Below are 13,960 nucleotides of genomic sequence, written 5' to 3' on the forward strand. Positions count from 1 at the left end.
ATGCGGCCGCTGAGCGCCCGCGACGTGGGCCGCTACCTGGCGCTGTCGGCGGCCATCGTCGCCGTCTATTACGTGCTGGCGCGGCTGGGCCTGCTGATGGTGCTGCCGCCCTACCAGGTCGCGCCCATCTACCCCGCCGCCGGCTGGGGCCTGGCCGTGCTGCTTGTCTGGGGCCTGCGCTACACGCCGGCCGTGGCCCTGGGGTCCTTCATCGTGCAGGCCACGACGATGAACGAACTGAGCGGCGTGCTGCCGCTGGCCCTGGGCATCGGCCTGGGTGCCGCCGCCCAGGCAGTGGCCGGCACGCTGCTGATGCGGCGCTGGTGCGGCCGGCCGCTGGTGCTGGCCTCGCCGCGCGAGATCGCCGGCTATCTGTTCGCGGCGGCGCTGGCGGGCGTCGTCAGCCCAACTTGCGCGAGCTTGGTGCTGAAGGCCTTCGGCGTCATCGCCACCGCGCAGATGGGCCTGGTCTGGACGATCTGGTGGACCGGCGACCTGATGGGCGTGCTCATCGCCACGCCGATCACCCTGGCCCTGATCGGCCAGCCGCGTTCGGCCTGGGCAACGCGGCGCTTCAGCGTCGGCCTGCCGATGCTGCTGACCACGCTGCTCGTGGGCCTGGGCGTGGCCGTCACGATGGAATGGGACCGCCAGCGCAACCGCGCCGACTTCACGCGCGACGCGACCAGCGCCGCCCAGGACCTGGCCGGCCGGCTGCGCGAGCCGCTGCTGGCACTGGAGGGCGTGCACGGCCTCGTCAAGGTCAAACCAAGGCCGACGCGCGCGGAGTTCGCCCAAGCGACGAGCGGCTTCCTGACCGAGGAGAGCCCGTTGATCGCGCTGGGCCTGACGCTGCGTGTTGCGCGCGCCGACGTCGACCGCTTCAACGCGGCTGCCGCGGCCGATGCCTTTCCCGGCGGCTACCAGGCGCGCGACCGCCTGCGTGCCGGCGACCTGCGCCCACCGGCGGACGAGGACATGCTGGCCATCCGCCTCATCGAACCGCTGTCGCGCAATGCCGGCGCGCTGGGCGTGAACGTGCGCACCATCCCCGGCGCGCGCGCGGCCATCGAGCGCGCCGCTTCGCTGGGGAAACCGGTGGCGTCGGCGGGCTTCCAGCTGTCGCAGGACAAGGAGGCCGCGGTCGGCGTTRTGGTCTACCAGCCCCTCTACCGGGGCCAGGCGGCGCCCAGCGAGCAGGCCTTGGACGGCGTCGTCTTCGCCACGCTGAGGCCCGACCTGCTGCTGTCGCGCCTGGCGGCCAACTGGCCCGAGCATCTCGGCGCCTGTCTCGTCGACCTGGAGCGCGGCGCGCTCTATCCGCGACTGGGCGGGCGCCTGGGCTGCGAGGCCGTGCAACGTGGGGGTGCCGACCTGCCCCTGGTCAAGATGCCGCTGGAGTTCGGCGGCCGGTCATGGGAGATTCGCATCTATGACCTGCCCGGCTTGGTGCAGGCGCCGGGGCGCAGCTGGGCCTTCGCCCTCGTCGGCCTGCTGGCCACGGCCATGGTGGGCGCGCTGCTGCTGCTGATGTCGGGCCGCACCCAGCATGTCGAGGCGCTGGTGCAGGAACGCACCGCCGCGCTGGAGCGCGAGGTTGCCAACCGCGCCCAGGGCGAGCGCGCGCTGAGCCAGAGCGAGCAACGCTTTCACAGCATCTTCGAGACTGCGCCCATCGGCATCGCCTTCACCGACCTCAACGGCGGCTTCCAGGAGGTCAATGCCCATTTCTGCCATCTGGTCGGCTACACGGCCGAGGCGCTCGCGAACAAGCGCTCCATCGACGTGACCCATGCCGATGACCGCCGTGAGGACATCCGCCTGGCACGCCGGCTGATGCGCGGTGAGATCCCGTTCTACCGCCGCTTGAAGCGCTATATCCGTCCCGACGGCAGCACCGCCCATGCGCGCGTGCTGGTCAGCCTGCTGCGCGGCGCGGACGGCCGGCCACACCGGCTGGTGGGCATCATCGAGGACATCACCGACCAATTGCGCATCGAGGAGCTGGACCGCGCCCGCGAGGCCGCCGAGGCGGCCAACCAGGCCAAGAGCGAGTTCCTGTCGCGCATGAGCCATGAGCTGCGCACACCGATGAACGCCATCCTCGGCTTCACGCAGCTGATGCAGATGGACGCCGGTGAACCGCTGGCACCGGGCCAGCGCGCACGCGCCCAGCAGATCGCCCAGGCCGGCTGGCATCTGCTGGAAATGATCAACGACACGCTGGACCTGTCGCGCATCGAGGCAGGCTCGCTGCGCCTGGAGCCTGTGCTGCTGGAGCTGCCGCCGCTGCTGGCCCGGGCCTTGGCGCTGGTGCAAGGTCAAGCCGCAGAGCGCGGCCTGGCCATCAGCCAGCGTATCGACCCGGCCGCCGTGCGCCTCGTCGGCGACCCCACGCGGGTTACCCAAATCCTGACCAACCTGCTCAGCAACGCGGTCAAGTACAACCGCCCAGGCGGCAGCGTCAGCGTCGAGGTGGCTCGTCCTGAGCTGGGGTGGGTCGAAATCGCCGTGCGCGACACCGGGCTGGGCCTTACCGAAGAGCAGCGCGCCGCCCTCTTCCAACCTTTCAACCGCCTGGGCCGCGAGCGCAGCGGCCTGCCGGGCACGGGTATCGGCCTGGTCATCAGCCAGCGCCTGGCCGAGATGATGGGCGGCAGCCTGCGCGCCGAAGAGCAGGACGGCCCCGGCGCCTGCTTCGTGCTGAGGCTGCCGGCCAGCGGCGCTGCCGCTGCACTGTCCCAGGAGACAGCCCCGGACGAACCGACCAGCCCGCGCCCCAGCCCCCAGCGGAGCGTGCTCTACGTGGAGGACAACCCGCTCAACGCCGAAGTCATGCGCGGCATCCTGGAGCAGCGGCCCGGCATCGAGCTGGAAGTGGCGCCGACCGTTGAAGCCGGCCTGCGCGCCTTGCGCGAGCGCCCGCCGGCCCTGCTGCTGCTCGACTGGCAGCTGCCCGACGGCGACGGTCTGACGCTGCTGAGCCGCATGCGCGAGCTGGGCCAGCCGCTTCCCCCCGTCGTCGTCGTGTCGGCCAATGCCCAGCCCGAGCAGATCGCCGCCGCCGAGGTGGCGGGCGCCCAGCACTATCTGACCAAGCCGCTGGACGTGCGTGAATTGCTCGCCCTGGTCGATGAATTGTTGGCGCCGGGCTCCGTCGTAGCGGGGGCAGAATGAGGGCCCAGTCCCCAACACGCGTCAGCGCCCGATGAGTTCCACCGATCTCGTTCCCAGCACCGGTGCCCAGGCCGTGCAGGCCCTGGCACGCACCGATGGTCGCCAGTTCCTGACCTTTCGCATCGGCGCAGAGGAATACGGCCTCAACATCCTGCGCGTGCAGGAAATCCGCTCTTACGAGCCGCCCACCCGCGTTGCCAATGCACCGGCCTTCGTCAAGGGCGTCGTCAACCTGCGCGGCGTCATCGTGCCCATCGTGGACCTGCGCATCCGCCTGGGCCAGGCCGGTGAATACAACGCTTTCACCGTCGTCATCGTGCTCAATGTGGCCGGCCGCGTCGTCGGTGTCGTCGTGGATTCGGTGTCCGACGTGCTGGAACTGAGCGCCGACGAGATCAAGCCGCGCCCGGAAGTGGCCGCCGCCCTGGACGCCCGCTTCATCACCGGCCTGGGCAAGCTCGGCGAGCGCATGCTGATCCTGCTGGATATCGAGGCCATGATCAAAAGCCCGGATTTCGGCCTGGTCGACTGAAGGAAAGTTAGCGATCGCTGACTGTTTCACCGTTGGAAACATTGCATTCCAGCACCGTCACGAACTGACTTAGCACTCGCCAAACCAGAGTGCTAATATCCTGCTCACCGCGGCATTCCGCGCCGCGGTTTAGCAAGGATTCATGACGATGTCCGCCTCTTCTGCCATTGCCGTCCGCGACCCCTGGGCCATGGTGCCTTCGCTGGGCAATCTGGACGCATACATCTCCGCCGTCAACCGCCTGCCGCTGCTGACGGCCGAGGAAGAAGGGTCCGCCGCGCGCAGCCTGCGCGACAAGGGCGACCTGGAAGCCGCCGGCCGCATGGTGCTGTCGCATCTGCGCCTGGTGGTGGCCATCTCCCGCCAGTACATGGGCTACGGCCTGCCCCAGGGCGACCTGATCCAGGAAGGCAATGTCGGCCTGATGAAGGCCGTCAAGCGCTTCGACCCGGACCAGGGTGTGCGCCTGGTGAGCTATGCCATGCACTGGATCAAGGCCGAGATCCACGAGTACATCCTGAAGAACTGGCGCATGGTCAAGGTCGCGACGACCAAGGCCCAACGCAAGCTGTTCTTCAATCTGCGCTCGATGAAGCACCAGATGAAGGCCGACCAGGCCGACGGCCAGACGCATCGCAACACGCTCACCGAGGCCGAACTGGCCCATGTCGCCAGCACGCTGAACGTCAAGCGCGAGGAAGTGCTGGAGATGGAGACCCGCATGTCGGGCGGCGACGTGGCGCTGGAGCCGCAGACCGACGACGATGGCGAGAGCTTCGCGCCCATCGCCTACCTGGCCGACGACAGCCATGAGCCGACCCGCGTCATCGAGGCGCGTTCGCGCGACGAACTGGCCGGCGACGGCATCCACCGCGCCCTGGACGTGCTGGACGCGCGCAGCCGCCGCATCGTCGAGGAGCGCTGGCTGAAGGTGAACGACGATTCGTCGGGCGGCATGACGCTGCACGAGCTGGCTGCCGAATACGGCGTGTCGGCCGAGCGCATCCGCCAGATCGAGGTGGCGGCGATGAAGAAGATGAAGAAGGCGCTGACCGAAGCGGCCTGATTGACCTCCTTGGCTCCAAGTAAAAGGCCCCTCGGGGCCTTTTCTACTTTTTGGCTTCGGCCAGCAGCAGCTTGATGTCGTCCGCCAGCGGCTGGGCGCCCGAGCCGTAGCGCGCGTAAACGCGCACGCGGCCTTCGGTGTCGAAGATGAAGCTCGCCGCCGTGTGGTCCATCGTGTAGGTCTCGGGTGTCTTGCCCGGCGCCTTGGCGTAGAAGACCTTGAACTCCTTGGCCGCGGCCTTCGTCTGCTCCTCGCTGCCGCGCAGGCCGACAAAGCTGGGATCGAAGCTGGCCAGATAGGCCTTGAGCAGCTGCGCCGTATCGCGCTCCGGGTCGACGGTGACGAAGATGCCCTGCACCTTGTCGCCGTCCGCGCCCAGGCTGCGCTTGACTTCGGCCACCTCGGCCATCGTCGTCGGGCAGACGTCGGGGCATTGGGTGTAGCCGAAGAAGACCACCAGCACCTTGCCCTTGAAGTCAGCCAGCGAGCGGGCGCGGCCGTCCTGGTCGGTCAGGTTCAGCGTGCGGGCGTACTCGGCGCCGGTCAGGTCGATGCCCTTGAAGGCAGGCTTGTCGGGGCTCGCCTTCTGGCAGGCGGCCAACGACAGTGCGGCCAGCGCGGTCAGCGCGAAACGACGGGTGTTCATGCGATGTAGTGGTCGATCAACAGCGCCGCAAAGAGCAGCGACAAATGCCAGATGGAGAACCAGAAGGTCCGCCGCGCCAGCATCTCCGAATACGAGCGCCACAGCCGGAAGGCATAGCCGCAGAAGCCCAGGCCGAGTGCGACGGCGCTGGCGAGGTAGAACCAGCCGCTCATGCCGGTCAGGAAGGGCAGCAGCGTGGCCGCAAACAGCACCCAGGTGTAGAGCAGGATCTGCAGCCGCGTGTAGTCGTTGCCATGCGTGACGGGCAGCATGGGTAGGCCGGCGCGCGCGTAATCTTCAGCGCGGTACAGCGCCAGCGCCCAGAAGTGCGGCGGCGTCCACAGGAAGATGATCAAGCACAGCAGCCAGGGCTCGGGGCCGAGGTCGCCACGCAGCGCGGCCCAGCCCAGCACCGGCGGCATGGCGCCCGAGGCGCCGCCGATGACGATGTTCTGCGGCGTCATCGGCTTCAGGATGACGGTGTAGATGACGGCATAGCCGATGAAGGTGGCGAAGGTCAGCCACATCGTCAACACGTTGACGTAGAAACCCAGCAGCGCCATGCCGGCTGCGCACAGCAGGGCCGAGAAGGTGAGCGTCTGCGTACGGCTGAGCTCACCCTTGGCCGTGGCGCGCCAGGCGGTGCGCTTCATGCGCGCGTCGATGCCGTCCTCGATGAGGCAGTTGAAGGCGGCCGCAGCGCCGGCGACCAGCCAGATGCCAGCGACGGCGGCAAGCATGGTGAGGGCCTGTTCCGGCGAGGGCAGGCCGGGCACGGCCAGGGCCATGCCGATGGCTGCGCAGAAGACGATGAGCTGGACGACGCGCGGCTTGGTCAGCTGGTAGAACTGCTGCCAGCGCGGGCTGTGCACGAAGGCGCTGGCGGTGGACGTGGAGGCCATGGTCAAGTTTGCGCCCTCAGGCGCGCGAGCAAGATGGTGAGCAGGGCTAGCAGCAGAGCGGCGCCAGCGGTGTGGGCGAGGGCAGCCACGATAGGCCAGTCGAGCGCGACATTGGACAGGCCGGAGGCGAGCTGCCAGCCAGCCGCGGCGAGCAGCCAGTTGGACCAGTTCGCCGCATGCCGACGCAGCCGCCAGGCCAGTGCCAGGATGGCCGCAAAGACGACGCCCGCGCCGATGCGATGGGCCGTGTGGATGGCGGCCAGCGCCTCGAACCCGAGCCAGCCGCCGTCGGCGCGCTGGCCCAGTGCGCGCCAGAGCTGAAAGCCCTGCGCGAAGTCCAGTTGCGGCCACCACTGGCCGCCGTGGCAGGTGGGGAATTCGTCGCAGGCCAGCACGGCGTAATTCGTGCTGACCCAGCCGCCAAGGGCGACCTGGACAAGTGCAAGCACAAGGACGACGGCGACCGCACGGCGCAACGCCGACGGCGCGATGATCGGCCGCGGCTCGTAGGCCTCGTGCTGCCAGGCGAGCAGCATCAAGAGGCCGATGCCGAGCAGCAGGTGCAGCGTGACGATGGCCGGGAAGAGCTTCATCGTGACCGTCAGCGCGCCGAAGGCCCCCTGCACGCAGACCCAGGCCAGCGTCAGCGTCGGCAGCCAGGGCGATGGTGCGGTCTCTGCGCCCCGCCGCTTCAGCCGCCAACTCAGCGCAGCCATGACGAGGATGAGCAGGCCCACGCCGCTGGCCAGATAGCGGTGAACCATCTCGATCCAGGCTTTGCCGTGCGTGACCGGGCCGGTGGGCATCGCGGTCTGGGCGGCCTCGATGTGGTCGTGGGCGCCGGCCGGGCTTGCAGCGCTGTAGCAACCCGGCCAGTCCGGGCAGCCCAGGCCCGAATCGGTCAGGCGCGTGAAGGCGCCGAAGACGATGAGGTCGAAGGTCAGGAACAGCGTCAGCAGGGTCAGCGCGCGCAGCCGCCCTGCCGGCGTCGCGCTTCGCGAGCGCTGGCGCCACCAGAGCAGTGGGCCGATGGCGACCGCGCCGCCGATGGCGGCGACCTGGCCAAGAGGGACCAGCAGGTCGTTCATCGGCCTGCCGTATCCCAGCTGGCGCTGGCGCGCAGCAGCCTGTCGAGATCGGCTTTGAGCTTCTTGGGCTCGGGCTCGGCAGGGGCGCGCTCCATCCAGTTGCCCATGGGGTCGACGATGTAGAAATGGTCGGCCAGCGCCTTGCCCGAGGCGGGTTTGAGCCAGGCATCCAACCGGTCCCTGGGCACGCGCAGCACGGTCACTTCGGCGCCCTTCTGACTGACGGCAGCCATCACTTCGGGGCGCGGCGTGCCGGTATCGGGAATGAGCCAGAGCTTGTCCACGCGCGCCCGCTCCTTGCCCAGCATCTCGCGCAGTTGGCGCTGCACGAAGAGCTGCTGTTCGCAGGCGGCCGGGCAGTCGGAACCGTGCACGACGGCCAGCAGCCATTGACCCCGCAAGGAAGCCGGCGCGACCGCCCTGCCCTGCAGGTCGGTGAGCGGCAGGTCGGCAGGCATGTCGACGGCAGGCGCGATCAGTTCGCCATAGGCCGAGCCGCTGGGCCTGACGACGTAGAAGGTGAAGTAGGAGGCGACGACCGGCGCCGCGCACATGGCCAGCACCAGCAGCATCTTCCAGCGGCCGACGCGCTGCTGCCCCGTCGTGCCGGGATCGGGCAGGCTGTGCACCGCGAAGCTCAGCGGTTCAGGACTGCTGACGGCGGAGCCGGGGACGGATGAGTTGGAACCAGACATAGAGACCGACGATCAGCGCGCAGAGCGCAAACCATTGAAAGGCATAGCCATAGTGTTTTTGCAGGCCGAGGTCGGGCGCTGGCCAATGGCGCAGCAACGTGTCGTCGGGCGAATCGGTGGCGGTCTGCACGACGGTCAGCGGCAAGAGCTTCAGGCCGGACTCGACGGCGAAGGCCGCAGGGTCGAGATTTTGCCGGATCGTGCCGGCCGACCCTTCGCCCAGCTCGTAAAGCCGGGAGGGCGACGTCGCCAGCCGCCCTTCGACGGCAACCTCGCCGGGCGGCGTGAGCAAGGGGGGCAGCTGCTGGCGGTCGAGTTGATTGCGCGGCGCCCAGCCGCGCTGTACCAGGACGACGTCGTCGCGGCCCGCCAGGCGCAGCGGCGTGACGACGAAGAAGCCCGTGCGGCCGTCCATGGGCCGGTTGTCCAGCCAGATCGTGCGTTCGGCCATCCAGGTGCCACGCAGGGCCACACGGCGGTGCAGTTGGCCTTCGCCGCCCAACTCGGCCTCGGTGAGCGCCGGCTTGTCGGCTTCGGCCTCGATGGCTGCTTGCAACGCGATCTTCTGCGCGGCACGGTCAAGCTGCCAGACGCCCAGCCGCGCCGTCAGCGCGGCGCCCAGCAGGGCCGCCAGCAGCACCAGCCAACGCCTGGCGGTCATGCAAAACCTCCGGGCGGATAATTCGACACCATGAAATTCGTGATCCTGATCGCCTTCATCGGCATCCTCGGCGCGCTCGGCGCGGCCGGCTTCTTCATGCTGCGCAAGGGCGGCAACAAGAAAAGCCCCAACATGGCCCGTGCGCTGGCGGTGCGGGTCGCCGTGTCGGTGACGCTGTTCCTGATCATCCTGCTGAGCTGGCAGATGGGCTGGATACAGCCGACCGGACTGCCGGTGAAATCCTGAGCTTCAACAACAAAAAAGCGCCGCTGCTGCGGCGCTTTCTCATTGCGAGACCGGGAAGTCACATCCAGTAGACGATGACGTACAGGCCCAGCCACACCACGTCCACGAAGTGCCAGTACCAGGCGGCGCCTTCGAAGCCGAAGTGGCGCTCCGGCGTGAAGTGGCCCTTCATCAGGCGGATGGTGATGAACAGCAGCATCAGTGCGCCCACGCAGACGTGAAAGCCGTGGAAGCCGGTCAGCATGAAGAAGGTCGAGCCGTAGATGCCGGAGGTCAGCTTCAGGTTGAGCTCGGTGTAGGCGTGGTGGTATTCATAGGCCTGGAAGCCGACGAAGGTCGCGCCCAGCAGCACGGTGATCCACATCCACAGGATGGTCTTGCCGCGGTTGCCGGCGATCAGCGCGTGATGGGCGATGGTCAGCGTGACGCCCGAGGTCAACAGCAGGGCCGTGTTGATCGTCGGGATGGGCCAGGGGCCCATGGTGCTGAAAGCCTCGACGGTGCCCGCCGGCGCAGCGGTAAAGCCGGGCGCCGTGCTGGGCCAGATGGCCTTGAAGTCGGGCCACAGCAAGGCGTTTTCCAGGCTGCCAAGCACCGGCACCGAGTACAGGCGGGACCAGAACAGCGCGCCGAAGAAGGCGGCGAAGAACATCACCTCCGAGAAGATGAACCAGCCCATGCTCCAGCGGAAGGAGACATCGATACGGTCGCTGTACAGGCCGCCCTCGCTCTCGCCGATGGCCTGGCGGAACCATTGCTGCAGCACGAAGGCCCAGAAGGCCAGGCCGCCGAACAGCGAGTACATGCCCCAGCCATGGCCGTTGACCCACTGGCCCGCGCCGAGGATGACGAAGAACAGGCCGATCGCGGCCATCACCGGATGCCGTGAAGGCGCCGGGACGAAGTAGTACGGGGTCTTGCCCGGGGTAGTCGCTGCCGACATGTTGTTCTCCTAGTACTCGCTCGTTCTGAACTCTGTTGCGGCTCGGGCCCTCAGGCCCCGGCCACGCCACTGCTGATGACCCAACGGACCAGCAGCACCAGCACCAATACAAACAGGGCGGCGCCAAGCACGCCCGCGATCAACACATGCACCGGGTTGAGCTTGGCCATGTCGTTCTCATGGTCCTTGCCCCGGCGCACGCCGAAAAAACTCCAGGCCACAGCCGAGATCGTCTGGGCGAACGAGGCCTTGCGGCCCACGGCTTCCTTCAGATCCTTGCCGGCTTCGCTCACAGCGCGGCTCCCGTCGCTGAACGGGATCCAGGCGCCTGGCCCAACTTCACACCGCCCTTGCCCGCCACCTCGAAGAAGGTATAGGACAGGGTGATGGTCTTCACATCCTTGGGCAGCTTGGGGTCGATGACGAACACGACCGGCCACTGCTTGCTCTCGCCCGGCTTCAACGTGTATTCGTTGAAGCAGAAGCATTCCAGCTTGTTGAAATGCGCACTCGCCTGCATCGGCGCATAGCTCGGGATGGCCTGGGCCGCCATGGTGCGGTCCTGCACGTTGCGGAACTCGTACATGACCTGGGTCAGTTCGCCCGGGTGCACCGTCAGATGGCGCACCGCCGGCTTGAAGTCCCAGGGACCGCGGGCATTGGCGTCGAACTCGACCGTGATTTCACGGCTGAAGTCGATCTGGCCGTTGCCGTCGGCGATGCCTTTGGCAGAAAGCGCGGTCTGGCGCTCGGCCAGCGACAGCACGTTGATGCCCAGCGCATTGCAGATGGCCTTGTACAGCGGCACCAGCGCGTAACCGAAGCCGAACATCAACGCGACCACCACCGCCAGCTTCATGACGAGCTGCCGGTTGTCGCGATGCAGAGCGGCCAGGAAGCGCATGTCAGTGCCGCCCGGCCGCCCGAAGGCGCTGACGCGCCCCCTCGGGGGGCAGCAAACGAAGTGCGCGTGGGGGCTTCATCATGTCAGTGAGCCAGCAGCACCATCTTCGTGACGAAGCCGATGCCGAAAATCAAGGCAATCGACAGCAGGATCAATCCCAGCCGTCGGTTGGCTTTGCGCTGTTCGGGCGTCATGGCCATCAGGCGACGATCTTGGTGGCCGAAGCGTTCAGCTTGGGCGGCGTCTCGAAGGTGTGGAAGGGTGCCGGCGACGGCACTTCCCACTCCAGGCCTTCGGCGGCTTCCCAGGGCTTCTGCGCCGCCTTCTCACCCTTGCCGCGCATGGCCGGCACGACGACGAACAGGAAGAAGTAGACCTGCATCAGGCCGAAGCCGAAGGCGCCGATGGATGCAATCGCGTTGAAGTCGGCGAACTGCATCGGGTAGTCGGCATAGCGACGCGGCATGCCGGCCAGACCCAGGAAGTGCATCGGGAAGAAGGTGATGTTGAAGAAGATCAGCGAACCCCAGAAGTGGATCTTGCCGCGGGTCTCCGAATACATCACGCCGGTCCACTTCGGCGACCAGTAGTAGTAGCCGGCGAACATGCCGTACAGCGAGCCGGCCACCAGCACGTAGTGGAAGTGGGCCACGACGTAGTAGGTGTCCTGCAGCTGGATGTCGACCGGTGCCATCGCCAGGATCAGGCCGGTGAAGCCGCCCATCGTGAACACGAAGATGAAGCCGACGGCGAACAGCATCGGCGTCTCGAAGGTCATCGAGCCGCGCCACATCGTCGCSAKCCAGTTGAAGATCTTCACGCCSGTSGGCACSGCGATCAGCATSGTSGCGTACATGAAGAACAGCTGGCCCGTCACCGGCATGCCGGTSGCGAACATGTGGTGMGCCCAGACGATGAASGACAGGATMGCGATCGACGCSGTCGCGTACACCATSGAGGYGTAGCCGAACAGGCGCTTGCGGGCGAAGGCCGGCACGATCTGGCTGACGATGCCGAAGGCCGGCAAGATCATGATGTAGACCTCGGGGTGGCCGAAGAACCAGAAGATGTGCTGGTACATGACCGGGTCGCCGCCGCCCGCGGGGTTGAAGAAGGCGGTGCCGAAGTGGCGGTCAGTCAGCGTCATCGTGATGGCGCCGGCCAGCACGGGCATGACGGCGATCAGCAGATAGGCCGTGATCAGCCAGGTCCAGGCGAACATCGGCATCTTCATCAGCGTCATGCCGGGGGCGCGCATGTTGAGGATGGTGACGATGATGTTGATGGAGCCCATGATGGACGAGGCGCCCATGATGTGCATCGCGAAGATGCCGGCGTCCATCGACGGGCCCATCTGCAGCGTCAGGGGCGCGTACAGCGTCCAGCCCGCGGCGGGGGCGCCACCGGGCATGAAGAAGCTGCCCACCAGCATGATGGCCGCGGGGATCAGCAGCCAGAAGCTGAAGTTGTTCATCCGCGCGAAAGCCATGTCGGCCGCGCCGATCTGCAGCGGGATCATCCAGTTCGCGAAGCCGACGAAGGCCGGCATGATGGCGCCGAACACCATGATCAGACCGTGCATGGTCGTGAACTGGTTGAAGAGTTCGGGGTTGAAGAACTGCAGGCCCGGCTGGAACAGCTCGGCGCGGATGCACAGGGCCAGGATGCCGCCGACCATCAGCATCGTGAAGGAGAACAGCAGGTAGAGGGTGCCGATGTCCTTGTGGTTGGTCGCGAACACCCAGCGGCGCCAGCCGTGGGGTGCGTGGTGATCATCGTGGTGGTCGTGATCGTGATCGTGGGCGTGGCCGTCATGGCCACCGACCGCGCCGTGGGGGGGGAGCACTGCACTCATGTGATTTCCTCTGATTCGGCGTTCGGTCGATTACTTGCGGGCGGCCAGCACTTCGGCCGGTTGCACCGTCTGGCCCGTCTTGTTGGACCAGCTGTTCTTCGTGTACGTGATCACGGCGGCGATGTCGGTATCGCTGAGCTGCTTCCAGGCGGGCATGCCCTTGTCCATGCGGCCGTTCAGCACGACCTGAACCTGCTGCAGTTTGTCTTCGGCGAGCACGACCGGCGACTTGTCCAGCGGCTTGATCGGGCCGGCGCCCGAGCCGTCGGCCTTGTGGCAGACGGCGCAGTTGGCGCCATAGACCTTCTCGCCGCGGGCGACCAGGGCGGCTTGCTCCCAGACCTTGTTCGGGTCATCGGCCTTGGCGGCGATTTCCTTCTTCTTGCCATCGACCCACTTGGTGTAGTCCTCGGCGGACACGACCTTCACGTGGATGGGCATGTAGGCGTGTTCCTTGCCGCACAGCTCGGCGCATTGGCCGTAGTAGTCACCGATCTTCTCGGCCTTGAACCAGGTGTCGCGCACGAAGCCGGGGATGGCATCCTGCTTGACGCCGAAGGCCGGCACCATCCAGGCGTGGATGACGTCGTTGGCCGTCGTGATGATGCGGACCTTCTTGTCCACCGGCACGACCAGCGGGTTGTCGACCTTGAGCAGGTAGTTGTCGACCGGCTCGGGCTTGCCGGTGTTGGATGACTCGCGTTGAGCGGTGTCCAACGTGGCCAGGAAGCCGATGCCTTCGCCTTCACCCTTSAKGTAGTCRTAGCCCCATTTCCACTGGWWGCCGGTGGCCTTGATGGTSASGTCGGCGKYGGTGGTGTCCTTCATCGCGACGACGACCTTGGTCGCCGGCAGGGCCATGCCGATGACGATGAGGAAGGGCACCACCGTCCAGGCGATCTCGACGGCCACGCTCTCGTGGAAGTTGGCCGACACCGCGCCCTTGGACTTGCGGTGCTTGAAGATGGAATAGAACATCACCCCGAACACCGCGAAGAAGATGACCAGGCAGACGATCATCACGAAGTTGTGCAGCCACATCTGGTCGGCCGCGATGCGCGTGACCGGCTCGTGCAGATTGAGCTGATTGACGCCGGGGCCGCCCTTCAGGTCGTTGACCGCCAGGGCTGGGCCGGCCGCCAGGGCCGCCATCGCCGCCGTGGCCCAACGGCCCCAAGCGCGTGAGGCGCTATGCACTCGTGCGTTCATCATCGTCATGGTTGTCACTTGGTTCTTTGAAGAGCG

Annotated in this window: 15 protein-coding genes; 4 read left to right on the plus strand and 11 right to left on the minus strand. The window is 67.0% G+C overall.

Annotation, left to right across the window (positions count from 1 at the left end):
* From ACXJKM_RS18735 to rpoH, 3 genes are all read left to right on the plus strand, one after another.
* On the plus strand, positions 1-3,177 hold the full coding sequence (locus ACXJKM_RS18735; protein WP_457354294.1) for an ATP-binding protein: 3,177 nt from the start codon (positions 1-3) through the stop codon (positions 3,175-3,177).
* Positions 3,178-3,208: 31 nt separating this feature from the next.
* Positions 3,209-3,709, plus strand: coding sequence for a chemotaxis protein CheW (locus tag ACXJKM_RS18740; RefSeq protein WP_056199375.1), 501 nt, complete (start codon positions 3,209-3,211; stop codon positions 3,707-3,709).
* A gap of 148 nt (positions 3,710-3,857) precedes the next feature.
* Positions 3,858-4,775, plus strand: a complete 918-nt coding sequence (rpoH, locus tag ACXJKM_RS18745) for an RNA polymerase sigma factor RpoH (RefSeq protein WP_394326329.1) — start codon at positions 3,858-3,860, stop codon at positions 4,773-4,775.
* Positions 4,776-4,818: 43 nt separating this feature from the next.
* Here rpoH and ACXJKM_RS18750 read toward each other — a convergent pair whose 3' ends face one another.
* The 5 genes from ACXJKM_RS18750 to ACXJKM_RS18770 are packed head-to-tail and all read right to left on the minus strand — an operon-like array spanning position 4,819 to position 8,767.
* The gene (locus tag ACXJKM_RS18750) at positions 4,819-5,421 is read right to left on the minus strand and encodes an SCO family protein (protein WP_056199381.1); all 603 of its coding nucleotides are present in this window, start codon (positions 5,419-5,421) and stop codon (positions 4,819-4,821) included.
* On the minus strand, positions 5,418-6,323 hold the full coding sequence (gene cyoE / locus ACXJKM_RS18755) for a heme o synthase (RefSeq protein ID WP_056199384.1): 906 nt from the start codon (positions 6,321-6,323) through the stop codon (positions 5,418-5,420). The genes ACXJKM_RS18750 and cyoE overlap by 4 nt, the downstream gene beginning before the upstream one ends.
* A gap of 2 nt (positions 6,324-6,325) precedes the next feature.
* Positions 6,326-7,411 (minus strand): COX15/CtaA family protein, encoded by a 1,086-nt coding sequence (locus tag ACXJKM_RS18760; protein ID WP_056199387.1) that lies wholly within the window; start codon positions 7,409-7,411, stop codon positions 6,326-6,328.
* Positions 7,408-8,040, minus strand: a complete 633-nt coding sequence (locus ACXJKM_RS18765; protein ID WP_327082885.1) for an SCO family protein — start codon at positions 8,038-8,040, stop codon at positions 7,408-7,410. Before ACXJKM_RS18765 ends, ACXJKM_RS18760 begins: the two co-directional genes overlap by 4 nt.
* Before the next feature lie 16 nt (positions 8,041-8,056).
* Entirely contained in the window at positions 8,057-8,767 is a 711-nt protein-coding gene (locus tag ACXJKM_RS18770; RefSeq protein WP_056199392.1) for an SURF1 family protein, read from the minus strand.
* Between the two features lie 30 nt (positions 8,768-8,797).
* On the opposite strand from ACXJKM_RS18770, the gene ACXJKM_RS18775 reads away from it, so the two are divergent.
* Positions 8,798-9,013 carry a DUF2909 domain-containing protein gene (locus ACXJKM_RS18775; protein ID WP_056199395.1) on the plus strand — a complete coding sequence of 72 codons (216 nt, stop codon included), beginning with the start codon at positions 8,798-8,800 and terminating at the stop codon, positions 9,011-9,013.
* Between the two features lie 58 nt (positions 9,014-9,071).
* Here the strand turns inward: ACXJKM_RS18775 and ACXJKM_RS18780 are convergent, their stop codons facing one another.
* From ACXJKM_RS18780 to coxB, 6 genes are all read right to left on the minus strand, one after another.
* On the minus strand, positions 9,072-9,956 hold the full coding sequence (locus ACXJKM_RS18780) for a cytochrome c oxidase subunit 3 (protein ID WP_056199399.1): 885 nt from the start codon (positions 9,954-9,956) through the stop codon (positions 9,072-9,074).
* Positions 9,957-10,006: 50 nt separating this feature from the next.
* Entirely contained in the window at positions 10,007-10,249 is a 243-nt protein-coding gene (locus ACXJKM_RS18785; RefSeq protein WP_056199402.1) for a DUF2970 domain-containing protein, read from the minus strand.
* Entirely contained in the window at positions 10,246-10,860 is a 615-nt protein-coding gene (locus ACXJKM_RS18790; RefSeq protein WP_056199405.1) for a cytochrome c oxidase assembly protein, read from the minus strand. The genes ACXJKM_RS18785 and ACXJKM_RS18790 overlap by 4 nt, the downstream gene beginning before the upstream one ends.
* An 83-nt stretch (positions 10,861-10,943) precedes the next feature.
* Positions 10,944-11,060, minus strand: coding sequence for a cytochrome oxidase small assembly protein (locus ACXJKM_RS18795; RefSeq protein ID WP_394326330.1), 117 nt, complete (start codon positions 11,058-11,060; stop codon positions 10,944-10,946).
* Entirely contained in the window at positions 11,060-12,715 is a 1,656-nt protein-coding gene (ctaD, locus tag ACXJKM_RS18800) for a cytochrome c oxidase subunit I (RefSeq protein WP_457354299.1), read from the minus strand. The genes ACXJKM_RS18795 and ctaD overlap by 1 nt, the downstream gene beginning before the upstream one ends.
* 30 nt (positions 12,716-12,745) lie before the next feature.
* Positions 12,746-13,933, minus strand: coding sequence for a cytochrome c oxidase subunit II (gene coxB, locus ACXJKM_RS18805; protein ID WP_457354301.1), 1,188 nt, complete (start codon positions 13,931-13,933; stop codon positions 12,746-12,748).
* Positions 13,934-13,960: the final 27 nt, after the last annotated feature.

It is taken from the genome of Roseateles sp. P5_D6, from assembly GCF_054049415.1.

Bases quoted from the DNA above. Each gene is read 5' to 3' on its own strand.
- ACXJKM_RS18740 (WP_056199375.1), top strand. From the start codon at position 3,209: ATGAGTTCCACCGATCTCGTTCCCAGCACCGGTGCCCAGGCCGTGCAG.
- rpoH (WP_394326329.1), top strand. From the start codon at position 3,858: ATGTCCGCCTCTTCTGCCATTGCCGTCCGCGACCCCTGGGCCATGGTG.
- ACXJKM_RS18750 (WP_056199381.1), bottom strand. From the start codon at position 5,421: ATGAACACCCGTCGTTTCGCGCTGACCGCGCTGGCCGCACTGTCGTTG.
- cyoE (WP_056199384.1), bottom strand. From the start codon at position 6,323: ATGGCCTCCACGTCCACCGCCAGCGCCTTCGTGCACAGCCCGCGCTGG.
- ACXJKM_RS18760 (WP_056199387.1), bottom strand. From the start codon at position 7,411: ATGAACGACCTGCTGGTCCCTCTTGGCCAGGTCGCCGCCATCGGCGGC.
- ACXJKM_RS18770 (WP_056199392.1), bottom strand. From the start codon at position 8,767: ATGACCGCCAGGCGTTGGCTGGTGCTGCTGGCGGCCCTGCTGGGCGCC.
- ACXJKM_RS18775 (WP_056199395.1), top strand. From the start codon at position 8,798: ATGAAATTCGTGATCCTGATCGCCTTCATCGGCATCCTCGGCGCGCTC.
- ACXJKM_RS18780 (WP_056199399.1), bottom strand. From the start codon at position 9,956: ATGTCGGCAGCGACTACCCCGGGCAAGACCCCGTACTACTTCGTCCCG.
- ACXJKM_RS18790 (WP_056199405.1), bottom strand. From the start codon at position 10,860: ATGCGCTTCCTGGCCGCTCTGCATCGCGACAACCGGCAGCTCGTCATG.
- ACXJKM_RS18795 (WP_394326330.1), bottom strand. From the start codon at position 11,060: ATGGCCATGACGCCCGAACAGCGCAAAGCCAACCGACGGCTGGGATTG.